We start from the raw sequence: 23,498 nt of genomic DNA on the forward strand, positions 1-23,498 counted from the left end.
TCCGTGTCGTTTCTCTTGTGGGCGTATTAGTCTTTCCAGAGCATCTTCCAGGGGTGCTTTCGCAGGTCCGTAACGAGCGTCTTCAGCTCGTCGTAGAGGACCGGGTCCTTCAGCAGTGCGCCGCCCGTTCCTTCTCCCGCGTCCAGCTGTCCCAGGATGCGGTCCGCCTTGGTGGCAATCTGTTCCAGCTGGCCGGCCGCCGCCGTGAAGCGCTGGAGGGCGAGCTTCACCTGCTGGCCGTCCTCGGGTGTCAGTGGCCCCGTCACCGCCGCCAGGCCGTCCAGGGTCGTTCCGGCGGACTTCGTCAGGCCGGGGAGGTCCTTTCGCATCACGGCCGCCACGGCGGAGGCGTCCTCCAGGAGGCGGGCTCCCTTGCCTCCGGGCTGCATGGATTCCTTGGCCAGCTGCGCCAGCTGCCTCAGGTCCTTCGACGCAGCCGCCAGCTCCGAGGCCAGGACCTTCACGTCCCCTTTGTTCTCCGTCAGGACCTCGTCCAACGTTCTCGCCAACCTCGACACGTTGGCGGCCAGGCCCGTCACCGCCTCCGGATCCTTCTCCAGCATGTCCGACAGCAGCGTCACGAACTTGGACAGCTGTTCCGACAGCAGGTCCAGGCGCGGCGCGTCCACGCCTCTCAGTGCCTCGGCCTCCGGCAGCGGTGCTTCCGCGTTGCCTGGGTTCAGCTCCAGATAGGGTTCTCCCAACAGGCCCACCGTGCCCACCGTCACCCTGGCGTCCTTGCGCAGGGCGCCCCGGGCCGCGGGCTCCACGGACAGGTCCATGCGGACGGGGAGGGGGAGGCCCTTCGTGTCCCTTCGGTCCGCGAGGAGGTGGATGGTGTCCACCTTGCCCACCTGGACGCCTCCCAGCTTCACCGGGGCTCCCTGCACCACGTTGCCCGTGTGCGCGAAGTCCACCTCCAGCCTGGCGCCCCGGCCCAGCGTCAGCTCTCCCATCAGCCAGAGCAACACCAGCACGCCCACCAGCGTCGCGAGCACCAGCGCCCCCACCTTCAACTCCAGCCGTTGCTCATCCATCCGTCGCGCCCTCCATGAACGGCGCTGTCAGCGTCCGCAGCTCCGGGGCAGGGGACTCCAGGAAACCCTCCGGGCTCCCCAGGTACGCACAGCGCCCCTTCGCCACCACCAACACCCGGTCCGCAATCCCTCGCAACTGCCGGTAGTCGTGGGACACCACCAGCGCCCCCAGGCCCTGTTCCTTCAACGAACCCAACACCGCCTCCACCTGCATCGCCGCCCTCCGGTCCAGCCCCGTCGTCGGCTCGTCCAAGAGCAGGTAGCGCGGCTTGAGCACCAGCGCCCTCGCGATGGCCGCGCGCTTTTTCGCCCCGGGCCCCAGCTCCGGCGGCAGGCGGTCCGCCCACTCCTTCAGGCCCACCTTCTCCAGCGCCGTCTCCACCGCTTCCTCCGGGGCGCTCGGATCCGCGAGGCGCACGTTCTCCCGCAGCGTCCTCCAGTCCAGCAGCGCGGGGCCCTGCACCAGATACGGTGCCCGGCGTCGGAGCGACACCAGCGCCCGCTCCGGCTGGGTGTCCACCCGCTCTCCGAACAGCGTCACCTTGCCGGCTCCGGGCTTGAGCAGCCCCACCGCCAGGCGGCACAGCACGCTCTTGCCGGAACCGCTCGCTCCCGCGATGAACGTCAGCTCGCGTGTGGAGACCTGCGCGCTCAGGCCGTCCAGGACGCGGCGGCCCGGCTCGAAGGCGATCGCCACATCCTCGAAGAGCAGCGTGTCCGGACCGGTGTCATTCACAGGCGCACGAACTGGAACGCAAGCGACACCGTCAGGTCAATCAGCAGACACCCCAGACTGGCGGCGACCACGCCCTCCGTCGTCGCCTCGCCCACCGCCTCCGCGCCGCCCCTGGCGTTCAAGCCCGCCACTGCCGCCGCGAGCGGGATGTACAGCCCGCAGCCCACGACCTTCAGCCCGCCCACCAGCACGTCCCACCCATCCACGTACCTCGCGTCCATGAACGCCCGGCCGTCGATGTTCAACGCCACGCTCGCCACCAGCACCGCCGACGCCGTCGCCGCCACCGTCCCCAGCACGCTCAACAACGGCACCCCGATCAACCCCGCCACCACCCGGGGCGCCACGAGGTCCGCGTAGGGATCCCCCGCCGACATCTCCAGCGCCTCCACCTGCTCGTTCACGCTCATCGTGGCCAGCTCCGCGGAGTGGCTGGCTCCCGCTCGCGACGCCGTCAGCAGCGCGGACACCGCGGGCCCCAGCTCGCGGATCAGCATCTCGAAGTAGGCCGGGCCCAGCACCGCCACGTTGCCAATCAGCTTCTTCGCCTGCGCGTTGGCGATCATCACCAGCACCGCCCCGAAGAAGGCCATGCCCGACATCACCAGCCACACGCTGCGCCCGCCCAGCTCGTGCACCTGCGCCAGGGTCTCCCGCCAGGGGATTCCCTCCCTCGCGCCCGCGCGGACCGTGCGCGCCAGCATCACGCCCGGCGCTCCGAAGAAGGTCAGCACCCGCCTCATGCGAGCACCCTCGACAGGAGCGTCGTCAGCAGGAAGTCCAACAGGAAGATGGCCGCGCAGCCCAGCACCACCGCGCTCGCCGCGGCCTCTCCCACGGCGCGGGCGCCTCCCTTCGCTCGCAGGCCCACCGCCGTGGACACCAGCGAGATGGCCAGCCCGAACGCTCCCGTCTTCACCACACCACCCAGGATGTCGGACGGGCTCAGCATCTGCGCGAACGTCCCGAAGAACACCCGCACCGGCAGGTCCAACGTGAGCTTCGCCGCCACCGCCTCGCAGAGGATGGACACCAGGAACGTGAACGTGCTCAGCGCCAGCATGCTCACCTCCATCGCCACCACCCGGGGCGCCACCAGCAGCGCGAACGGATCCAGGCCAATGCCTCTCAGGCCTTCAATCTGTCCGCCCACCTTCAGCGTGGCCAGCTCCGCCGCGTTCCTCGCGCCGATGCGCGCGGACATGATCAGCCCCAGCAGCAGCGGACCGAACTCCCACAGCACGCCGTAGCCCGCCGCCCAGCCCAGGAACGCCCGCGCCCCGAAGCGCTGGATGTAGAGCGCCGCCTGCACCACCACGATGACGCCCGCCAGCGCCGCTGTCGCCAACGCCAGGGGCAGTGAGCCGTAGCCGAACTGCACCAGCCCCCGCGCCAATTCGCGCCGCTCCAGCCCGCGCAAGGCCCAGGCCGTGCGGCCCGCGACCAGGGCCAGCGCGCCCACGCCGCCCACCGCTCGCATCGCCGAGCGTCCCAGCCAGGCCAGGGCGGTGGTGCTCACGGGTGCTGGAACCGCGGGGTCATGCGAGGGCCTCGTCCGGCGCGCGCTCCAATTCCGGCGCCGGAGCCCCATCGTGCACCAGTCGGCCGCCTCGGAGGTACAACCAGCGGGGCAGGGGAAGGTCCACCGGCGCTTCCGGCGCCGCCACCAGCAGCGTCCCCTTGCCAGCGACCTCCAGGAGCACCCTCGCCACCTGCCGCGCCGTGCCCGGATCCAGGCCCGCGAAGGGATCATCCGCGAGCAGCACCGCCGGCCTTGCCGCGATGGCCCTCGCAAGCCCCGCGCGCTTCTTCATGCCGCCGGACAGACGTTCCGGCAGCGTATCCGCCGCGTCCGCCAGCCCCACCGAGCGCAGCACCGCGTCTGTGCGCTCACGGGCCTCGGCTTCCGGCACGCGCCGGCGCAACAGCGGCTGCATCACGTTCTGCCGCACCGTCAGCGAGTCGAAGAGCGCGTCCGTCTGGAACACGAAGCCGAACGACGCCTGCTGCCTGCGCCGCTCCGGCGCCGTGAGCCCCGCGACGTCCTGTCCGTCCCACGTCACCCGGCCGGAAGTGGGGCGCAGAAGGCCCGCGAAGGCTTTCAGGAGCGTCGTCTTGCCCGAGCCTGAACGCCCCAGCAGCAGCGCCTGCGTGCCGGGCGGGATGTGGCAGTCCGTGGGCTCCAACACGGTCCGTGCGCCGTAGCGGATGCCCAGGGCTTCAGCGCGCAGGTCCATGGGCAAAGGCTACCGCGGGGTCGCCGTGAAAGCCGCAGCCGCGCCAACGTTACCCGCCGTGACGATGAACGTGGGGCGCTTCGCATCCAGCGACTTCAGGGCCCGGAAGGATTTCGCGTCCGTGTAGACCGGGCTCCAGTCGCTGCCATTGAAGAAGAGAACGGCTGCGGCGCCATTGAGCGCGTCAGTGGTCGTCACGTAGACCGCTGTTCTTCCAAATGCCACGACGTCCAGGAGATTGCGCGTTGCGTAAGCCGAGGGGATTGTCTTCATGGCGTTCCACTTGCCGTTGACGCGTTCCAAGGCCATTCCGTTATCGCCCACCGCGTAGGCGTAGTTCGCGTTCACGACGTGGACACCTCGCAGCTCGCCCGAGAGCGGGGTCGGAAGCGTCTCTTCGGTCCAGGTCGAGCTCGCGACGTTGAATCGGAACGCAGCAGGCGTGGAGAGTGCGTTCTTGCTCCCCACCGCCAGGAGGGTGTCCGGGCTGCCCACGCCGCTGATGGCGCGCAGGGCGACTCCAGAGAGGCTGCCCGGGAGCTGCTCCGGGAGGGCGGGCGGAACCCACCGGAAGGTCTGGCCCCCTCCCGTGACGCCGTAGAGGATGGGCGTTCCTCCCGTCTGGCTCTCGATGCCGACCAACCCGTTCAGGGACTGGCTGGCGGGGGGATCCGCCGTTGTGCAGTTAGTTGCACTCGGAGTTGCCCGCGCGAAACGCCCTGCGGATCCCTTCGCTCCCGCGAGGAACACCTCCCCGGAGGCCGCGACCCACGCAGCCCTCCAGTCGCCGTCGCACGTGATGGGCCGGGCTTCCGACGCGTCCATCACGGCCAGCATGTCACCATCCGCCGCGGCCCAGATGTGCCCAGCTCCATCCGTCGCAATGGCATTCCAGTTGATAGCGCCCTGGTCGCTGTACGGCTGCCACGCCAAATCGCACGACAATCCATCGTCGGCCACGTTGCTGCAATCGTTGTCGATCCGGTCGCAGACTTCAGGAGTTCCCACGCCGCGGAAGGGGGAGCTTTCGTCGCAGTCGTCAACCTGCGGCTTGGACCCGGAGGGCGGAGTGCACGAGGTCCCTCCCAGCGTCCCCACCTTTTCATCCCCGTCCTCGTCGACGAAGAAGTCCTTGGGCGTGACATTGCTGAAACAGAGGGTGCCGCCCATCGTGTCGCAGGCCTTCACTCCCGGGCAGTTCTGAACGGGGGTTTCGCAGGTCAAGCCCACCCCGAAGACCTCGTCCTTCATGTCGTTGCAGTTGTCGTCCTGCCCGTCGCAACGGAACTCCTCCTGACCGGGGCGCACGAGGATGTCGCTGTCGTTGCAGTCGCCCGCGTTGCTGACGCTGTTGAACGACGGCGCCGTGCACGCAGTCACCGGAGGCAGGAGGCTGCTGCCGTACTTGTCGCCGTCCGCATCCGTGTACCAGGGCGTGGGGCCCTTCTGGTTCTCATCCCGGTCGTTGCAGTCCGTGCCCTGGTCCTCCGTGCGCACGAACCCGTCTCCATCGAAGTCCGTGGCCCCCAGGGACAAGTCCACCGGCGTGATGCCGTCCTTCGCGAGGCTCGCGTCGGCCTGCGCCGTGGCCACCTGGGCGCCTTCGCACGACTGCTCCTTCGCTACGGCCAGGAGCTCCACGTCGTTGCTCCAGCCCGCCTGGCGGAACACCGCCACGGACAGTGTGCCCGGAGGTGGACCGGCGGGCACGGTCACGTTCGTCGAGACCTGCCGGGACGCGTCCGCCTGATCCGTGGCCGTCAGCGTCACGCACCCCGGCCGAAATCCTTCGTAATGAACCTGGACCTTCAGAGCGGCGGACTTGAGGTCATCCCCCTTGGAGCATCCCGCGAGGACACCAGAGAGCAGGGCGAGCAGGAATAAACGCATGGGACACGCATTCTGGGGCGCGTCCCACACCCGGAGTGGGGCGGACGGCGCCACCGTCGGCATTTCAACCCGAGAGTTTCTTCCCCGACCCTTAGTCCGCCCCGCGAGGCATCGTCCAGACACGCACCGCTCATCAGCCCCGCGATGACGGCTTCCGTGTATAGGGGCCGCTGACCTTTCAACACTGGCCCGCTCCACCGCACGCCTTATGCCCACCGTCCGCCGTGCCCTCCTCGCCGCGCCCCTGGGTGCCTGCCTCTGCGCGCTGGCCCCGGACGCGCTCGCCCAGACGACGCCTCCGGCCGCGTCCCCGGCGCCCTCCGCCGCGTCCCCCGCCAGCGACTTCCCCAAGCCCCCGAAGCCGGACGCCGGCGCCGCTCCGCTGACGCTGGAACGCGCCGTGGAGCTCGCCTCGCAGAAGAACGAGGCCGTGCTCGCCGCCGGACAGACGGCCGAGGCCGCCCAGGCCCGCGTCGCCCGCGCCCGCGCCTTCTTCCTGCCCACCCTCGCGGCCACCGGCACCTACACGCGCCGCCTGCGCGAGTCCACGCGCGAGGTGGGCGGACAGACCGTCGTGCTCCAGAAGTACAACGCGCTGGGCGCCGTCTTCTCCGGCCGGCTCACCCTCTTCGACGCGCGCGGCTTCCCCCTCTACAAGGCCGCGAAGCTGGAGAGTGAAGCCTCCAAGCTGGACGCCCTGGAGACGCGCCGGCAGGTGGCCTTCAGCGCCGCCAACGCCTTCCTCGTCACCCTGGCCAACCAGCAGGTGTACCAGGCCGCCGAGCAGCGGCTGGCCTTCGCGAAGCAGAGCCTGGCGGACGCCCAGGCCCGCGCCAACGCGGGGCTCGCCAGCACCAACGACGTCACCCGCGCGGAGCTGGAGCTGGCCACCGCCGAGTCCAACCTCGCCGCAGCCCTGGGCACCGCGGAGACGAGCCGCCTGGAGCTGGGCTACCTCCTCGTGGAGCCGGTGCAAGGAGAGCTCACTCCGCCGGAGCCGCTGCTCGCGGACGCCGTGCGCCCCGCGCCGTCCCTGGAGCTGCTCACGCAGGGGGCCACGGACCGCCGCCCGGACATCCTCTCCGCGCGCCTGCGCGTGCGCTCGCTGCGGGAGAACGCGAAGGAGCCCCTGGCGCGCCTGCTGCCATCCCTGGGAGCGAGCGCCCAGTACCGCCTCACCAACGAGGCGGGCCTCAACGGCAACGTCGGCGACGGTTTCCTCGCGGTGGACCTCACCTGGACCCTCTTCGACGGTGGCGCGCGCTACGCGGATCGCGATGAGCGCGTGGCCATCGCCAACGCCGCCGAGCTGAACACCCAGGCCGCCACCCGCCGCGTGCCGGTGGACATCGAGCAGGCGCGGGTGAACCTGGAGACGGCCCGGGCCGCGCTCGCGCAGAGCGAGCAGGCGGCGAAGGCGGCGCGCAAGAACGCCGCGGAGACGGGCATCCTCTACCGCCAGGGCCTGTCCACCGCGCTCACCCTGGCGGACGCGTCCTTGCGCCTCTTCGAGGCGGAGGTCGCGCTGGCGCAGAACCGGTATGGACTGGGCGTGGCCCTGCTGGGCCTGCGGGCCGCGGTCGGACTGAATCCACTCGGGAAGGAACCGTGAAGGCAATGCAACGCACTGGAGTGCTGGCCCTGTCGCTGGCCATGCTGGCCCTGGCCCCTGGCTGCAAGAAGGACGCGCCCGCGCAGGGCGGCAAGGGCGCGGGCCGGGGTCCCACCCAGTTCCCCGTGGAGGTCGCGCCCGTGGCGGCGCGCGACGTGGAGTACGCGGTCAGCGCCGTGGGCGCGGTGGAGGCCTTCGAGAGCGTGCAGATCACCGCGCGCGTGCCGGGCGCCCTGGAGCGCGTGAACTTCTCCGAGGGCCAGGTGGTGAAGAAGGGCGACACGCTCGCGGAGATCGAACCCGCGCGCTACGCCATCGCCGTGCGCGCCGCGGAGGCCGCGCTGCAGAAGGCCCAGGCCGCGCTGGTGGAGGCCAAGGCCGGCGCCCAGCGCCGCGCGGAGGTCAACGCGCAGAGCCCGGGCCTCCTGCCCGCCGAACAGCTGGAGACGTACCAGGCCCGCGCCGCCACCGCCCAGGCGGACGTGGCGGCCGCGAAGGCGGCGTTGGACCAGGCGCAGCTCAACCAGCGCGACGCCTTCGTGCGCGCCCCCATGGACGGCGTCCTCCAGACGCGCACCGTGCAGACGGGCCAGTACGTGCAGCCGGGCGTGGTGCTGGCCACGCTCCTGCGCCGCGAGCCGCTGCTGCTGCGCTTCAACGTGCCCGCGGCGGACGTGGCGCGCATCACCCCGGGCATGTCCGCGCGCTTCACGGTGCGCTCGGACGGGGGCACGTACGCGGCGAAGATCACCTACGTGTCCGCGAGCGCGGACGCCCAGAGCCGCATGGTGGCGGTGACCGCGGAGGTGACGGGCGAGGACGCGCGCAAGCTACGGCCCGGCGCGTTCGCCACGGTGAGCGTGCCGGTGGAGTCGCGCGGGGGCAGCCCGGTGATTCCGCAGACGGCCATCCGCCCCAGCGAGCGCGGCTTCCTGGCGTTCGTGGTGACGGACAACAAGGCGCGCGAGCGCATCCTGGAGCTGGGGCTGCGCACGCCGGACGGACAGGTGGAGGTGAAGGAAGGCCTCAAGCCCGGCGAGACGCTGGTGGTGCGCGGCGCGGAGGCCCTGCGCGACGGCGTGGCGGTGCGCGTGGAGCAGGAGCGCCCGAAGCCGAAGGTGGTGGGTGAGCAGCCCGCGCCCGAGGCCCGCGGCGGCACGAACACGGCCACGGAGGCCCGGCCATGAGCATCACCGACGTCTGCATCAAGAAGCCGGTGTTCGCCTGGATGATCATGGCGGCGACCATCATCTTCGGACTGGTGGCGGCCCAGCGCATCGGCATCAGCCAGTTCCCGGACGTGGACTTCCCCACCATCAACATCTCCGTGTCGTGGGAAGGCGCCAACCCGGAGGCGGTGGAGTCGGACGTCGTCGAGTTCATCGAGGAGGCCGTGACGCAGGTGGAGGGCGTCAAGAGCATCACGTCCTCCGCGCGCCAGGGCAGCGCCAACATCACGGTGGAGCTGGACCTGTCGCGCAACGTGGACCTGGCGCTGCAGGACGTGCAGACCAAGGTGAGCCAGGCCCAGCGCCGGCTGCCGCTGGACATCGACCCGCCCGTCGTCTCCAAGTCCAACCCGGAGGACCAGCCCATCATGTGGCTGGGCGTGTCCGGGCCCTTCTCCCAGCAGGTGGTGAGCGACTTCGCCCGCTACCGCGTGAAGGAGCGCCTGCAGACGGTGCCCGGCGTGGGCGAGGTCATCCTGGGCGGCCTGCTGGAGCGCAACGTGCGCATCTGGGTGGACGCGCAGAAGCTGGACGCGCACGCCCTCACCGTCACGGACCTCACCGCCGCGCTCCAGCGCGAGCACGTGGAGTTGCCCGCCGGCCGCATCGAGACGCAGGGGCGCGAGGTGAACGTGCGCTTCATGGGCGAGGCGCTGGACCTGGCGACGCTGGCGAACGTGGTGGTGCGCGAGGAGGGCGGCCGCCCCGTGTACCTGCGCGACGTGGCCATCGTGGAGGACGGCTTCGAGGACGAGCGGCGCCTGGCCCGCGTGAACGGCGAGCCCGCGCAGGCCATGGGCATCAAGAAGCAGCGCGGCGCGAACGCGGTGGCGGTGGCCCAGGCGGTGCGACTCCAGCTCGCGGAGCTCCAGAAGGAGCTGCCGGAGGGCATGAGCGCGACCATCAACTTCGACTCGACGCAGTTCATTGAAGAGAGCGTGCACGAGATCGAGTTCGAGCTGCTGCTCGCGTGCATCCTCACCGCGTTCGTGTGCTGGGTGTTCCTGGGGTCGCTCTCCAGCACGCTCAACGTCGTGCTCGCCATCCCCATGTCGCTGTTGGGAACGGTGGCGGTCATCTACTTCCTGGGCTTCACGCTCAACACGTTCACGTTGTTGGGATTGGCCCTGGCGGTGGGCATCGTGGTGGACGACGCCATCATGGTGCTGGAGAACATCTTCCGGCACGCGGAGGAGGGGAAGGACCGGGTGAGCGCCGCGCGCGAGGGCACCGCCGAAATCACCTTCGCGGCCCTGGCGGCGACGCTGGCGGTGGTGGCCATCTTCCTGCCCGTCGTCTTCATGAAGGGCATCATCGGCCGGTTCTTCCTCCAGTTCGGCGTCACGCTGTGCGTGGCGGTGCTCCTGTCCTACGTGGAGGCCATCACCCTGGCGCCCGCGAGATGCGCGCAGCTGCTCAAGACGTCTCGTGAGCACCGCAGCCGGGTGGGCGTGGTGGTGGACAAGGCCTTCTCCAAGCTGGAGGCGCTGTACGCGCGGGCGCTGGGCTGGGGGCTGGTGCGTCCCTGGCGCGTGCTGCTGCTCGCGGTGGCCATGCTGGTGCTGAGCGCGTTCGCGTTCAAGGCGCTGCCGGGCGAGTTCGTCCCGTCGCAGGACCAGGGCCGCATGTCCGTGCGCCTGCAGACGGCGGTGGGCAGCAGCCTGGAGGAGACCAACCGCCTCTTCAAGCGCGCGGAGGAGTTCGCCGCCAGCCGTCCGGAGGTCACTCGCGTGTTCGTGGTGGTGGGCGGTGGCGGCAGCGGTTCCTCCGTCAACGCAGGCAACATGAACCTGACGCTGGTGCCGCCGGATCAGCGCATGACGCAGGCGGAGTTCGCGCAGGTGCTGCGCAAGGAGCTCAACAGCTACCCGGGCCTGCGCGCGGTGGTGCAGGACCTGTCGCAGGCGGGCTTCACCGCGCAGCGCGGCTTCCCGGTGGAGTTCAGCGTGCGCGGGTCGGACTGGGACAAGCTGGTGGAGGCGAGCCAGTCCTTGCGCGATCAGCTCCAGGCGTCCGGCAAGGTGGTGGACCTGGACACGGACTACCAGCTGGGCCAGCCGGAGCTGCGGATTACGCCAGACCGCGCTCGCGCGGCGGACGTGGGCGTGCCCATCCAGGCGGTGGCGTCCACGGTGAACGCGCTGGTGGGCGGCGTGCGCGTGGGCAAGTACAGCAGCGGCGGGCGCCGCATCGACGTGCGCATGCGGCTGCTCGCGAGTCAGCGCTCGCGGCCGGAGGACCTGTCGCTGCTCAAGGTCCGCACGGCGAACAACACGCTGGTGCCGCTGTCGTCGCTGGTGACGCAGGAGGAGCTGCCCGCGCTCCAGGCCATCACCCGGCGCGACCGTGAGCGCGCCATCAGCCTCTACGCCAACGTGGCGCCGGGGTCCAACCAGGAGGAGGCGCTGGCCACGGTGGAGTCCCTGGGCAAGGACCTGCCCGGCGGCATCCGCGTGGTGGCGGGCGGCGCGAGCGTGGCGTTCCGCGACTCGATGAGCAGCCTCATCTTCGCGCTCTTCCTGGGCATCGCCGTCGCGTACATGGTGCTGGGCGCGCAGTTCAATTCGTTCCTGCACCCGGTGACGGTGCTGACGATTCTGCCCCTGTCGGTGGCGGGCGCGTCGTTCGCGCTGCTCGTCACGGGGAACACGCTGAACATCTTCAGCATGATTGGCCTCCTGCTGCTCATGGGCATCGTGAAGAAGAACTCCATCATCCTGGTGGACTACGCGCTCCAGCAGCGCGAGCAGGGCGCGGACGCGATGCAGGCCATGCTGCGCGCGGGCCCGGTGCGCCTGCGGCCCATCCTGATGACGTCCACCGCGACGATGATGGCCGCGGTGCCGGCGGCGCTGGCGCTGGGCGCGGGCAGCGAGACGCGCGCCCCCATGTCCATCGCGGTGCTGGGCGGCCTGTCCGTGTCCACCGTGCTCAGCCTGCTCGTGGTGCCCGCGTTCTACGTCGTCGCGGACCGCATCAAGACGCGGCTGGGCAACCGGCTGCGCAAGGGGAAGGGCGGGGACGACTCGGACGTCGTCCACGATGAGCCCCGGCCCGTGCCGCACGGGTAGGGCGCAGCGCCGGGGAATCGCAGCGGTGGCCTGATTGGCCGTGCGCCCCCGGCGCCGCTGGACGATGCAGGCGCAGGGGCACATGCGCAGCGTCTTCGGGACCACGGCCCTGTCCAGGGCCCTGAACCTTCGGAGACGCTGCCATGGCCTCGCCTGTTCCTCCCGACACCCACGCCGTGCCCGTCAAGGAGCGCGACGAGTCGCTCGAGCTGCAGCCGTTCCTGGATGAAATCCAGGGCGACGCGGTCATGCACACCCAGGGCCTGGATGCCCGGGAGGCCGCGGGTGCGGTGTTCTGTTCGCTCGCCCGGCGGCTGTCGGATGGCGAGGACGTGAAGCTCTTCCGTGCGCTGAAGGGCGGCATCGGCGACATCCTGGGCGCCTGCTCGGTGCACCGGGGGCCCTCGAGGGCCAAGCGCATCGGCCGCGATGAGTTCATCACCGACGTGGCCGACCACCTGAACATCAAGCCGGACCAGGCCTTCCGCGTCGTCACCGCGGTGTTCACCGCCGTGCGCGACCGCATCCCCGAGGACGAGGTCGCCGCCGTGGCGTCACAGCTGCCCGCCGACCTGGGCGACCTGTTCCGCAGACCTGTCTGACAGTCGGACAGGTTTCACGCGCGCAGCCAGGCATCACTCCTTCGCGGAGGTTAACTTTCACCGCCCGCCGTGCTGACATGTCGCGCGATGCCAGCTTCGCAATCCTTCTCGTGCACCGCATGCGCGGTCGCGGCCCTCGCACTTGCTGGGTGCGGCTCCGCTACCGTCGGCGGTGTGAGCCGGCCCGCTTCGGCGAAGTGGGTCGGCTCGGTGGTCAACACGCCAGACGGCGGGCAACTTCAGACGACCATCTACTACGGCCCCTGGCAGTGCACGGATGCGTTCCTTTCCGAGTGCGGAAGGAAGTGCGCGGCTCAAGGGCGGATGCTCAAGGGCTGCATGTGGCTGGCCGACATCAAGGGCGATTGGAAGGGGCGCTTCCTGCTGCTTCCCGCGGAAGCCGGCGGCCGGCTTGCCATCACCCACTGCTGCTGCGACTACCCGACCATTTCCAATGTGAGTCAGCAACGGCGCATCTGGAATCGAGCGCGTGACCGGTTCCGGGAAACATGGGCGGAGGAGTTCGGAGCGTGGCCCCAGAGCGGCGGTACTCTCTGGGAGGGGCACCACATCTTCGACCTCTGGCACGGTGGACCGCCCATCGCTCCTTCCAACGTGCTGCCTGTCCCACCAGACGTTCATCAGGTGCTCAATCAGCAGTACCCGGCCTGCTACGCCGGGGGCGGCCAATGGAGCATGCCCGGGCCCCTACGGCCCTATATGGATTAGCCCATGCCGCCCCTCATGGAACGCCTGCTGGCCGAGGTCTCACGGCTCCACTTCCCGGAGCCGCCGGCGACGCCAGCGCAGATTGCCGCCTTCGAGGCCCGCATGGGGTGGCGGTTGGATCCGGACCTGCGCGCCTTCTATCTGCACTGCAATGGCGCGTCGCTCTTCCGTCCCCGGCTGACCGCGAACTACCGGTTCCTCTCGCTCGATGAAATCAGGCGCGCGAGGGCAGCCATTCGAGGCAGCGAGCGGGAGGAGGACGGACCCCCCAGCTGGTACACCGTCCTCTATCTCCAGGACGGCGACTACATCATCGTCGACGTCTCGCGCACGCAGGATGGACGCTTCCCGCTCCTCGACGCGTTCCACGAAACGTTTCCCGACCCGGCCGAAACACGCCAGGTGGCTGCGTCCTTCGGGGAGTTCCTGGCGAAGGCGCTCGCCAGTGACGATGACTTCTTCTGGCTGGACGCGGGCTGAGGGACAGGTTTCACGCGCGCAGCCGCGAGGCGAGCAGCTTCCAGTACGACACGGGGAAGAGGCGGGCGAGCAGTCCCAGCGCCACGGCGTCCATGCCGACGAGGATCCGCTGCTCGCGGTTCTCGACGCCCTTCACGATGGTCTCGCCCGCGACCTCGGCCGGCAGGCGCAGCATCTTCTGGAAGGACTTGCGGCGGCGCGTGACCTCCTCGGCCGTCGCGCCAGAGGGGACCCGGGCGCTCGCGGCGATGGACGTCGCGACGCCGCCCGGGTGCACCACGGTGACGCCCACGGGGGTGCCCTCCAGCTCGTGCCGCAGCCCCTCGGAGAAGCCGCGGACGGCGAACTTGCTCGCCGCGTAGGCCACCTGTCCCGGCGGCGCCACCAGGCCGAAGACGCTGGAGAGGTTCACCAGCCGCGCGTCGTCGCTCTTGCGCAAGAGGGGGAGGAAGGCGCGGCTCAGGCGCACCACGCCCCAGAAGTTGATGCCGAACAGCCACTCGAAGTCCTCGGCGCTCACCTGTTCGAAGCTGCCGCCGAGCGCGACGCCCGCGTTGTTGAAGAGCAGGTCGACCCCGGGATGCTCCGCCGTCACCCGCGCCGGGAAGGCCTCCACCGCCTCCTTGTCGGACACGTCCAGCCGGTGCCGGCTGATGAGCACCTCCGGCGCGCGCGCGAGCTCCGCCGTCTCACCAAGCCCGGCCTCGTTCACGTCCGCCAGCGCCAGATGACAGCCCCTGCGGGCCAGGGAGACCGCGATGGCGCGGCCGATGCCGCTCGCCGCGCCGGTGACGACCGCCGTCCTGCCCTGAAGCCGCATGCGCTCAGCCACGCGCCACCTCCGCGCCAGCACCGGTGCTCCCGTCCGGAAGCTGGGCCTGCCGAGGGGTGGCGCTCGCGGACCGCCGGAACTCCATGGCGTCGTCATCCACGCGGCCGTAGCGCATCAGCAGCAGGTCCCGCATGTAGTTCTGGTACAGGCGCCACGGGGCGCGCGTGCCCTGGCGCGGCAGCGAGTCCAGGGCGCGCTGCACGTACCCGGAGCTGAAGTCGAGCACCGGCTCCGGCGTCATGCCCGGGCCGCGCACGCGGGGCACGCATTGCGCGTGGCCGTGCTGCCGCATGTGGTTGAGCAACCGGCAGACGTACTCCGCCACCAGGTCGCACTTCAGCGTCCACGACGCGTTGGTGTACCCGAAGGCCGCGACGAGGTTGGGGACGTCGCTGAACATCATCCCCTTGTACGCCAGGGTCCGAGACAGCTGGACGGGCTCGCCGTCCACGGCCAGCGCGAGGCCGCTCATGATCTTCACGTTCAGCCCCGTGGCGGTGACCACCAGGTCCGCGTCCAGGTGCTTCCCCGAGCGCAGCTGGAGGCCCGTCTCGGTGAAGGACTCGATGTGGTCCGTCACCACGGAGGCGTGTCCCTCGCGGATGGCGCGGAAGAGGTCGCCATCCGGGGCGACGCACAGCCGCTCGTCCCATGGGTTGTAGCGGGGGGCGAAGTGCGTATCGACGTCGAACGTCTTGCCGAGCGCGCGCCGCACGCCCAGGCGCAAGAGCCACTTCATGAGGCCCGGCCGGCTGCGCGCGAGGTTGTAGAAGAACATGCCGCGCAGCACGTTCTTCCAGCGCGCGACCGCGTACGCCGCGCCCCGGGGGAGGACGTGCCCCAGCGCCCGGGCGACGCTGTCCTGGGCCGGCTGGTCCGCGATGTACGTGGGCGAGCGCTGCAGCATGGTGACGTGCGCGGCGCGGCCGGCCATCGCGGGGACCAGCGTCACCGCCGTCGCGCCACTGCCGATGACGACCACGCGCTTGCCGCTGTAGTCCAGGTCCTCCGGCCAGTGCTGCGGGTGCACGATGCGGCCCCCGAAGCGCTCCGTGCCGGGCCACGTGGGCGTGTAGCCGCTCGCGTAGTCGTAGTAGCCGGTGCAGGTGTAGAGGAAGCCGCACGTCAGGCGGACCGGCACGCGCTCCGGCCCCACCTCGGCGTCCACCGTCCAGCGCGCGTGCTCGGAGGACCACTCGGCCCGCGTCACCCGGTGGTGGTAGCGGATCCGCCGGTCGATGCCGTACTCCGCCGCGGTCTCCTCGATGTACTTCTTGATGGACGGCCCATCCGCGATGGCCTTCCCGCCATGCCACGGCCGGAACCGGTACCCGAGCGTGTACATGTCCGAGTCCGAGCGGATGCCCGGGTAGCGGAACAGGTCCCACGTGCCCCCCATGGCCCCGCGCCCCTCCAGGATGGCGTAGCTCAGGGTGGGGCAGCGCGTCTGCAGGTGGTACGCGGCTCCGATGCCCGACAGCCCCGCGCCGATGATCAACACATCCACGTGCGAGGGTGGCTCGGTGGGGGATGGGATCGACATGGGACTCCTCGCGGAAGGTCGTCCGGATACCAGCGGAACCCGGGCGCGTGGTACAGGAAGGTACCCAGCTTATGAGTCGGTTGAAAAGAGGTAGCAGTGACGTCTGGTACCGTCAAGTACCAGTGCCAGGACCAGGAGCCGCATGACCTCCCCATCCGACCAGGCGGGCAAGGCGCCCCGGGAACGGCTCGTCGCGGGTCTGGCGAAGGCCATCATCGAGGTGGGCTACGCCCGGCTGACCATCGCGGACATCGTGCGGCACGCCCGCGTGTCGAAGCGCACGTTCTACGAGCACTTCGAGGACAAGGACGCCTGCCTGCTGGCGCTCTACGCGACGCAGAGCGCGCGGCTGCTGGCGGAGGTCCAGGCCGCCATCCAGCACGCGCCTCCTGGAGAGATGCGGGCCAGCATCGGCGCGGCGGTCTACCTCGCAAGCCTCCAGAGCCGGCCGGGGCTCGTGCGGACGCTGCTCGTGGAGATCCTGCACATCGGCCAGAAGGGCATCGCGCTGCGCCGCCAGGTCATGCGCAGCTTCGCGGAGCTGATGCGGCGGGAGTTCGAGGTGGCGGGCACCGGGACCGCGCTGTCGCCCGCGCTGGCCATGGCGCTCGTCGGCGGCATCAACGAGCTCATCCTAGAGGCCGTGGAGGAGGACCGCGCGGACCGGCTCTCGGAGCTGGCCGGCCCGGTGGCGGCGTTCGTGCGGGGCCTGCTGGAGGCGCGGGGCCCGGCGAAGTGAACGCGGCTCAATCCATGTGGGGAAGGCAGCGCGCGCGCATCCACTACTGAGCGCGTCCAGCCCTCCGTCCAGCGCTTCGCCCCGCGCGGTCTTGCCCGGCCCGGACCCACATGCTAGCCGCTGGGTTTTCATGCGAAGCAACTCCTGAGGGCCATGGCACGCACGACTCCGCACCGCATCCCCTGCGCGGATGGCTTCGAGTTGCATTCCACGCTGCACAGCCCGGAGGGCCCCGTCCGGGGCGTGGTGCTGATGCATCCCGCCACCGCCATGTCCTCGAGCATGTACTTCGCGTTCGCCGCGCGACTGACGGACGACGGCTTCGCCGTGGTGACGTACAACTACCGGGGCGTGCACCCATCGGGCGTGGCGAAGCGGACGCGTGCCGGCTTCCTCACCTGGGCCGACCAGGACGTGGACGCGGTGACCCGCTGGGCGGCGGAGCGCTACCCGGGGCTGCCGCTGCTGGCCGTGGGACACAGCTTCGGGGGCCACGCCATCGGGTTGAGCGCGAGCAGCCAGCGCCTCACCGCGGCGGTGATGGTCGCGTCCCAGGCCGGAAGCCTGCGGTTCATCCGGTCCTGGCGGGAGCGGATGCTGGTCGCGCTGTACCTGAAGTTCATCGGGCCGCTGTGCGCGCGGTTCCTGGGCTACATGCCCTATGCGCGGCTGGGGCTGGGTGAGGACGTGCCCGCCCAGGCGTCACTGGAGTGGAGCCGCTGGGCGTCGCTGCCCCGCTTCTACTTCGATGACCCGCACGTGGACGCCGCGGCCCGCTTGCGCCGGCCCCACATGCCGGTGCTGGCCATCGGCCTGGAGGACGACCCGTGGGCGCCGGCCGAAGCCATCGACCTCGTCTGCGAGCACCTCACCGGCTGCACCGTGGAGCGCCGGCAGTTCTCCCCCGCGGACAGCGCCGGCCAGGGCATCTGCCACCTGGGCTTCTTCCGCGAGCACCACGCCGCCACGCTCTGGCCCACGGTGATTGGCTGGCTGCGCCGCCACGCTCCGACGCGAGTGGACTGACGACTGTCATGAGACAGTCATGAATTGGCAGTCATTCACCCTGCCTGGAGCTTCCGGACACACCGTGTGGCAGGCTTCCGCCGGCTCTGATTTCCCAGGAGCGCGGTCCCACACACACGGAGCATCCATGCGCATGCTGATGAAGTCCCTGTTGACTGTCTCGGCTGTTGTTTCACTCGTGCCCGCGGCTGCCTTTGCCTATCCACCGCAGTGCTTCGAAATCTGTGAGTCCGAGTGGTGCGATGCGGAGTGTGCCATTGGCCCCCGGACGTGGACGACGTGCCGGGAATACGCTCCCTCCTGGTGCCTGGGCGTCACGGCCGGGCCCTCCGAGCCCACCGCCTCGGTGACCGAGGCCGAAGCCCGCCAGGCGGATGACGCTTCGCGGGTGTGCAGCGAGGAGAACCCGGACGCCAGCGCGGAGCGCTGATCCGCCAGCGCCCGGCCACCGGTCCGTGTGTCGCGCACGGACCGGTGGTGCTTCGCGACCGCTAGTAGCGGAAGCCCAGCTGGAGCGACAGGCCGGGGTACTGGTCCACCGCGCCACCGGCGACGTAGGGGTCGCCCGGCTCCGGGTTGAACTTGAAGAAGTAGCGGCGCAGGTCCGCCTTCAGCCGCACGTCCAGGATGCTGTTGAGCCGGTACGCCAGCGTGGCGCTGCCCGTGACGGCGCCCGCGGACATGCGCGGGAACCACGTGTCCGAGGACAGCTCTCCGGAGTCCAGCGGGTGCTGGTAGCCGAGCCGGAAGTTGAAGTCGAACTTCTCCGACAGCGCCGCCCGCAGGCCCAGCCCCAGGCCCGCCGTCTTGTACTCCACGTTGGGCAGATCCAACGGCCGCTCGCCGTCCACCGCGTCGATGCGGAACGTGCTCATCCCGTACGTGCCCGTCACCTCGAAGCCGTAGCGGTCCGCCTGACCGAAGGGCATCACGTAGCGCAGGCCCGCCTGCCACTCGCGCGCCGTGGTGGGATAGGAGACCGCTCCCGTGGAGCCCGTGGACTTCAGGCCGAAGGACTGATCAATCGAGCCCGTGAGGCCCAGCCGCGCCAGCGCTCCCTTCTGGAAGGGCGCGAGCGGATACACCGTCACGTCGCCCGCGAGCTGGGGCGCGCCCGGCAGCGCGAGGCCGCCCACGTCCGTGCCCAGCGTGTACGGCCGCAGCACCCCGAACACGTCGTCCTTGTAGCGCAGCGACCGGCCGAAGAGCTTCAGACCCAGCGCGCCCTCCACGAGCGGCGCGGAAGCGGCACCCGGCTGCGTGACGGAGGGCTCCTCCCCCTTCTCCGGGGCCTTGTCCTCCCTGGGCTTGGGCGCCGCGGCCACCGGCTTGCGGATGGGCTCCGGGTCCGGCGTCTTCGCCGGGGCCGGCGGCGTCTCCGCGATGGGCGTCGCGGGCTTCACCTGCTCCGGCTCCACCGGCGTGGCGGGCTGCGCGGGGGCCACCGGGGCGGCCTCCGGCGCGCGGGACTTCTGCAGGCCGCGCTCCAGCGCCGTCCACTGGCGCTTCACCGCGACGGGCACCAGCTTCGCCGTGGCGGGCTTCGCGGCGGCGGGGGAGGCCAGCGCCTTGCCGTCCCGGCCGTTGCGCACGGTGATGCGCACCTGCTGCTTCCTGCCCACGGTGGCGGTGTCCGCCACCAGCACCGCGCTCAGGCCCAGCTCGCTCGCCACGGCGGCGGCGCCGGCGGACGTCGTGGGATCCACGCCCAGGCGCGAGGCGGCGGAGCGCACCGCGGACTCGGGCACCAATTCGTAGCGGGCCGGACGGCGGGCCAGCTCCGCCTCCAGCACGTCGCGCGCGGCGTCCGCGTGCGGACCGGAGGCGAGCACCGCCACGCGGCGCGCCTCCGTCACCTTCGCGGCCCTGGCCTTCTTCGCCGCGGACTGCGCCGTCTTCGCGGACGCCTTCCTCGGCGCGGCGTCCGCGGCGGGGGCGAGCAGGAGCGCCGCGCCGAGGAAGGCGGCGGCGGTGACATGACGGGTGCGGGTCATCACGGGCTCGGCTTTCCGGCGACGAGCCACTCGGTGAGGCACGCGGTGTCCGCGGCGTTCAGCGACCCGCCCAGCGGCATCTGCCCGCCGCAGCCCGGCGACGGGGTGAGCTTCTTCAGGAAGAAGGACTGGGACGGGTTGGCGCTGTCCGCCAGCGGCTGGCTGTTGCACGCCGCGTTGGTGGTGTAGAGCCGCCCGGGGAGGCCGGCCGCCTGCAGGTCAAAGCCCCCGCCCGCGGCCTTGGACTCCGTGGAGTGGCACGAGAAGCACTGCGCCTGGAGGATGCTCGAGGCGGTGGTGCCGGGAGCGCAGGAGCTGCCCCCGGTGAAGCGCTCGGGTTCATCGAGCCCGCCAGCACAGCCGGCGGTGGTGGCGAGGAGCGCGGCCGCGAACAGCGTGGCCAGCGGGGCGCGGTACGGACGACGGGCGGCGGATGGGTTCGCGAACAAGTCGAGCACGGGGGCAAGAGGGGAGAGCGACAAGCCCCGCAGACTACCCGGCCCGCGCATGACTGTGCACCCCTCAACGGATCCGTTCGCCCCGCGTGACACCCGCTCCCTCCGCCCGCCTGCCCCTCGCCGGGTGTGCCGGTGTCGCACCTGCCTCGCCACAGGGCCGGCGGGGACCGGAGGCTACCTGCGCTTCTTGAGGAAGCGGGTGACGCTGACCTTCCCGAACCGGCCGCCGAACAGGTACCAGGTGAGCACCGCGCCGAAGAGGGCCGCCGCCAGCGCGATGCCCACGATGCCCAGCACCGGCGTGTTCCCGTACATGGGCGGCCGGGGAGCGAAGGCGATGAAGGCGCCCACGATGAAGCCGCACGCGCACAGGCCCAGGAAGGCGATGACGGCCACGCTGCGCAGGTTCTCGTTGAGCTTGTCGAACTGCTCCGCGCGCACCGTGACGCTGAACTTGCCCGTCTCCAGGTCCAGCAGGATCTGGGACAGCTGGGTGGGCAGGTCCTGCGCCATGGACTGGAAGCGCAGGAGCGTGCGCATCAGGCCGCCCTGGAGCTGGGTGGGATCATACCGGCCCGCCATCAGCTCCTTCGCGTACGGCAGCGCGACCTCCAGGATGTTCAGCTCCGGGTAGAGCCCGCGCAGCATGCCCTCCGTGGAGATGGAGGCGCGCGACAGGAGCGCGTACTCCTTGGGGATGCGGATGCGGTACTTCACCGCCAGGTCCAGCAGGTCGCGCAGGAGCGTGCGCGCGTCCACCTGGCCCAGCGTGGTGGGCAGGTGCTGGCCGAGGATGGACTCGATGTCGTTGCGAAAGCCCATCAGGTTGGCTCTCGCGTCCGGCACGCCCACCCGGTAGAGGATGCGCGCCACGGAGTCGCTGTCCTTGAGCGCCACCGCCAGGCACAGCATCACCAGCGTCTCCTGCATGGGGCGGGTGAGCCGGCCCACCACGCCGAAGTCCAGGAGCGCCAGCCGGTTGCCCTCCATGAGGAGCACGTTGCCGGGGTGCGGGTCGCCGTGGAAGAGGCCGTCGTCGAAGAGCTGGCGGAAGCTGGCCTCCAGGATGTGCTGGGCAATCTGCTTGCGGTCCGCTTCCGCCAGCGCGGCGGGGTTGATCTTCTCCCCGCGGATGAACTCCATGGTGAGCACGGTGCGGCTGGAGAGCGCCGCGTGCACGCGCGGAATCTTGAGGTACGGGCGGTCCTTGTGGTTCTCCAGGAACGCGCGGATGTTGGTGGCCTCGTTGATGAAGTCCAGCTCCTCGTGGATGGCCCGGTCGAACTCGTCCACGATGCCGGAGGGCGTGTAGATGCCCGTCTCCTCCACCACGGCCTCCAGGAGGCGCGCCAGCGAGCGCAGCACGCCCAGGTCCGCGTCGATGCGCTGGGCGATGCCGGGGCGCTGCACCTTGATGACGACCTCCTCGCCGTCCAGCGTCACCGCGCGGTGCACCTGGGCGATGGACGCGGCGGCGAGCGGCTCCGGATCCACCTGGGCGAACAGCTCCTGGACCTCCTTGCCCAGCGCTTCGCGGATCTGCGCGTGGACGGCCTCCAGCGGGATGGCCTCCACGTTGTCCTGGAGCGTGGCCAGCTCGTCCACGAACTCCGCGGGCAGGAGGTCCGCGCGCGTGGAGAGCACCTGGCCCAGCTTGATGAACGTGGGGCCCAGCTCCGCCAGGAAGCGGCGGAAGCGGCGCGCGGTGGACTCGCGGCGGGCCTCGTCGGAGACCTCCACCTTCTCCTTGCGCCCTCCGAGCAGGCGCCAGACACCCGCGCGCTCGGTCACCTCACCGAAGCCGTGGCGCGCGGCGATGAGGGCGATCTGCCGGATGCGGTTGAGGTCCTGGAGGTTCATGGCGGTGCTTGGAGGGCAGCCTGGGCCGGGCGGGCCACGTAGCGCAAGAGGACGTAGCCCACGACGGCGGAGAGCAGGGAGCCCGTCAGGATGCCCAGCTTGGCCTCCGCCAGCAGGGCCGGCTGTCCGGCGAAGGCCAGCCCGCCCACGAAGAGGGCCACCGTGAAGCCGATGCCGGCCACCACCGCCACGCCGTGCAGCTGGCCGAAGCTTCCGCCCGCGGGCAGCGGGGACACGCCCGCCTTCACCGCGGCCCAGGTGAACAGGAAGATGCCCAGCTGCTTGCCCACGAAGAGGCCCACGATGATGCCCAGGGGCAGGGGCTTGAGCAGGTCCGAAGGGGACATGCTGGACACGTCCACGCCGGAGTTGGCCAGCGCGAACAGGGGCACGATGCCGTAGGCCACGTACCCGTGCCACAGGTGCACGAAGCGGTTGAGCGGAGGCTCGATGTCCTCCAGCGCCTCCTCGATGTGCAACAGCTGCGCGCCCCGCGCGCTCTCGTCGTCCGGCCGGGAGACGAGGCCGTTGACGTACGCCGCCAGCTCCTCCAGCACCTCGCGCCCCGGACGGCTGGGCAGCGCGGGGATGCAGAGCCCCAGCACCACGCCGGACAGCGTCGCGTGGATGCCGCCGTGGTGCATGGCGTACCAGAGCGCCACGCCGGCCAGCGCGTAGGCCAGGCCGTTGCGCACGTAGAAGCGGTTGAGGCCCCAGAGCACCGCGACCACGCCCGCGGCCACCGCGAGCCACTCGACGTGCAGGCCCGTGCCGTAGAAGAGCGCGATGACGAGGATGCCGCCGATGTCGTCGAAGATGGCGAGCGCGGTGAGGAACACCACCAGCCCGTGGCCCACGCGCGCCTTCACCAGCGTGAGGCAGCCGATGGCGAACGCGATGTCCGTGGCCATGGGGATGGCCCAGCCGCCCTGCGCGGGCGTGCCGTGGGTGAAGGCCAGGTAGAGCCCCGCGGGCACCACCATGCCGCCCAGCGCGGCGATGAGCGGGAGCAGGGCGCGGGAGAAGGTGCGCAGCTCGCCCGAGGACAGCTCGCGCTTGATCTCCATCCCCACGAGGAAGAAGAAGAGCGTCATCAGCCCGTCGTTGATGAGCTCGCGGAAGGTGAAGTGGCCGCCGTGGCCCACCACCTCCAGGCGCAGGGGCGCGTCGAACACGGCGACATAGGAGGCGCCCCAGGGGGAGTTGGCCCACGCGAGCGCGGCCACCGCGCACAGCGCCAGGAGGATGCCGCTGCTGGCCTCCAGGCGGAAGAAGGCCTGCACGGGGGCGAGCGCCACCTGGAACAGGGCGGGGACGGGAGGACGGTTCGTCTTGGGAGAGGTCGCCATGTCGGCGGGCAGCCTGCCGGGGGGCGGAGGGCCTGGAAACCGTTTTCGGAAACGGGCCCGCCGAAATGTCGGAC

Annotated in this window: 21 protein-coding genes; 9 read left to right on the plus strand and 12 right to left on the minus strand. The window is 70.7% G+C overall.

Annotated features, from left to right (window positions below):
* Positions 1-26 precede the first annotated feature (26 nt).
* The 6 genes from NR792_RS07325 to NR792_RS07350 are packed head-to-tail and all read right to left on the minus strand — an operon-like array spanning position 27 to position 5,900.
* A complete protein-coding gene (locus NR792_RS07325) occupies positions 27-1,037 on the minus strand; it encodes an MlaD family protein (RefSeq protein WP_375759348.1) in 1,011 nt (336 codons plus the stop codon).
* Positions 1,030-1,773, minus strand: coding sequence for an ATP-binding cassette domain-containing protein (locus NR792_RS07330; protein ID WP_375759349.1), 744 nt, complete (start codon positions 1,771-1,773; stop codon positions 1,030-1,032). Before NR792_RS07330 ends, NR792_RS07325 begins: the two co-directional genes overlap by 8 nt.
* Complete coding sequence (locus NR792_RS07335; protein WP_375759350.1) at positions 1,770-2,516, minus strand: MlaE family ABC transporter permease; 747 nt, start codon at positions 2,514-2,516, stop codon at positions 1,770-1,772. The genes NR792_RS07330 and NR792_RS07335 overlap by 4 nt, the downstream gene beginning before the upstream one ends.
* A complete protein-coding gene (locus NR792_RS07340) occupies positions 2,513-3,292 on the minus strand; it encodes an MlaE family ABC transporter permease (RefSeq protein ID WP_375759351.1) in 780 nt (259 codons plus the stop codon). The genes NR792_RS07335 and NR792_RS07340 overlap by 4 nt, the downstream gene beginning before the upstream one ends.
* 19 nt (positions 3,293-3,311) lie before the next feature.
* Positions 3,312-4,010: an ABC transporter ATP-binding protein gene (locus NR792_RS07345; RefSeq protein WP_375759352.1), complete on the minus strand. Its 699-nt coding sequence runs from the start codon at positions 4,008-4,010 to the stop codon at positions 3,312-3,314.
* A 9-nt stretch (positions 4,011-4,019) separates the two neighbouring features.
* The gene (locus NR792_RS07350; protein ID WP_375759353.1) at positions 4,020-5,900 is read right to left on the minus strand and encodes a putative metal-binding motif-containing protein; all 1,881 of its coding nucleotides are present in this window, start codon (positions 5,898-5,900) and stop codon (positions 4,020-4,022) included.
* A gap of 208 nt (positions 5,901-6,108) precedes the next feature.
* Between NR792_RS07350 and NR792_RS07355 the strand changes: the two genes are divergently transcribed.
* From NR792_RS07355 to NR792_RS07380, 6 genes are all read left to right on the plus strand, one after another.
* Positions 6,109-7,512, plus strand: coding sequence for a TolC family protein (locus NR792_RS07355; RefSeq protein WP_375759354.1), 1,404 nt, complete (start codon positions 6,109-6,111; stop codon positions 7,510-7,512).
* Between the two features lie 5 nt (positions 7,513-7,517).
* A complete protein-coding gene (locus NR792_RS07360; RefSeq protein WP_375759355.1) occupies positions 7,518-8,699 on the plus strand; it encodes an efflux RND transporter periplasmic adaptor subunit in 1,182 nt (393 codons plus the stop codon).
* Positions 8,696-11,812: an efflux RND transporter permease subunit gene (locus NR792_RS07365; RefSeq protein ID WP_375759356.1), complete on the plus strand. Its 3,117-nt coding sequence runs from the start codon at positions 8,696-8,698 to the stop codon at positions 11,810-11,812. The genes NR792_RS07360 and NR792_RS07365 overlap by 4 nt, the downstream gene beginning before the upstream one ends.
* A 143-nt stretch (positions 11,813-11,955) precedes the next feature.
* On the plus strand, positions 11,956-12,414 hold the full coding sequence (locus tag NR792_RS07370) for a DUF2267 domain-containing protein (protein WP_375759357.1): 459 nt from the start codon (positions 11,956-11,958) through the stop codon (positions 12,412-12,414).
* 210 nt (positions 12,415-12,624) lie between these two features.
* Positions 12,625-13,143 carry a hypothetical protein gene (locus tag NR792_RS07375; protein WP_375759358.1) on the plus strand — a complete coding sequence of 173 codons (519 nt, stop codon included), beginning with the start codon at positions 12,625-12,627 and terminating at the stop codon, positions 13,141-13,143.
* Between the two features lie 3 nt (positions 13,144-13,146).
* A complete protein-coding gene (locus tag NR792_RS07380; protein ID WP_375759359.1) occupies positions 13,147-13,623 on the plus strand; it encodes an SMI1/KNR4 family protein in 477 nt (158 codons plus the stop codon).
* A gap of 10 nt (positions 13,624-13,633) precedes the next feature.
* On the opposite strand, the gene NR792_RS07385 is transcribed toward NR792_RS07380, so the two are convergent.
* Both NR792_RS07385 and NR792_RS07390 read right to left on the minus strand, forming a co-directional pair.
* A complete protein-coding gene (locus NR792_RS07385) occupies positions 13,634-14,455 on the minus strand; it encodes an SDR family NAD(P)-dependent oxidoreductase (protein ID WP_375759360.1) in 822 nt (273 codons plus the stop codon).
* On the minus strand, positions 14,448-15,998 hold the full coding sequence (locus NR792_RS07390; RefSeq protein WP_375759361.1) for a flavin-containing monooxygenase: 1,551 nt from the start codon (positions 15,996-15,998) through the stop codon (positions 14,448-14,450). The genes NR792_RS07385 and NR792_RS07390 overlap by 8 nt, the downstream gene beginning before the upstream one ends.
* A gap of 142 nt (positions 15,999-16,140) precedes the next feature.
* Here NR792_RS07390 and NR792_RS07395 point away from each other — a divergent pair, with 142 nt between their 5' ends.
* From NR792_RS07395 to NR792_RS07405, 3 genes are all read left to right on the plus strand, one after another.
* Complete coding sequence (locus tag NR792_RS07395) at positions 16,141-16,737, plus strand: TetR/AcrR family transcriptional regulator (RefSeq protein WP_375759362.1); 597 nt, start codon at positions 16,141-16,143, stop codon at positions 16,735-16,737.
* 153 nt (positions 16,738-16,890) lie between these two features.
* Entirely contained in the window at positions 16,891-17,763 is an 873-nt protein-coding gene (locus tag NR792_RS07400) for an alpha/beta fold hydrolase (protein WP_375759363.1), read from the plus strand.
* A 127-nt stretch (positions 17,764-17,890) separates the two neighbouring features.
* A complete protein-coding gene (locus NR792_RS07405; protein ID WP_375759364.1) occupies positions 17,891-18,193 on the plus strand; it encodes a hypothetical protein in 303 nt (100 codons plus the stop codon).
* Positions 18,194-18,254: 61 nt separating this feature from the next.
* On the opposite strand, the gene NR792_RS07410 is transcribed toward NR792_RS07405, so the two are convergent.
* From NR792_RS07410 to nhaA, 4 genes are all read right to left on the minus strand, one after another.
* On the minus strand, positions 18,255-19,757 hold the full coding sequence (locus NR792_RS07410; protein ID WP_375759365.1) for a hypothetical protein: 1,503 nt from the start codon (positions 19,755-19,757) through the stop codon (positions 18,255-18,257).
* Positions 19,757-20,239, minus strand: coding sequence for a hypothetical protein (locus NR792_RS07415; protein WP_375759366.1), 483 nt, complete (start codon positions 20,237-20,239; stop codon positions 19,757-19,759). Before NR792_RS07415 ends, NR792_RS07410 begins: the two co-directional genes overlap by 1 nt.
* 150 nt (positions 20,240-20,389) lie before the next feature.
* Complete coding sequence (locus tag NR792_RS07420; RefSeq protein ID WP_375759367.1) at positions 20,390-22,075, minus strand: ABC1 kinase family protein; 1,686 nt, start codon at positions 22,073-22,075, stop codon at positions 20,390-20,392.
* Positions 22,072-23,424, minus strand: coding sequence for a Na+/H+ antiporter NhaA (nhaA, locus tag NR792_RS07425; RefSeq protein ID WP_375759368.1), 1,353 nt, complete (start codon positions 23,422-23,424; stop codon positions 22,072-22,074). Before nhaA ends, NR792_RS07420 begins: the two co-directional genes overlap by 4 nt.
* Between the last annotated feature and the right edge of the window lie 74 nt (positions 23,425-23,498).

It is taken from the genome of Corallococcus exercitus (genome assembly GCF_042231735.1).
GTDB classification, from domain to species: Bacteria; Myxococcota; Myxococcia; order Myxococcales; family Myxococcaceae; genus Corallococcus; species Corallococcus exercitus_B.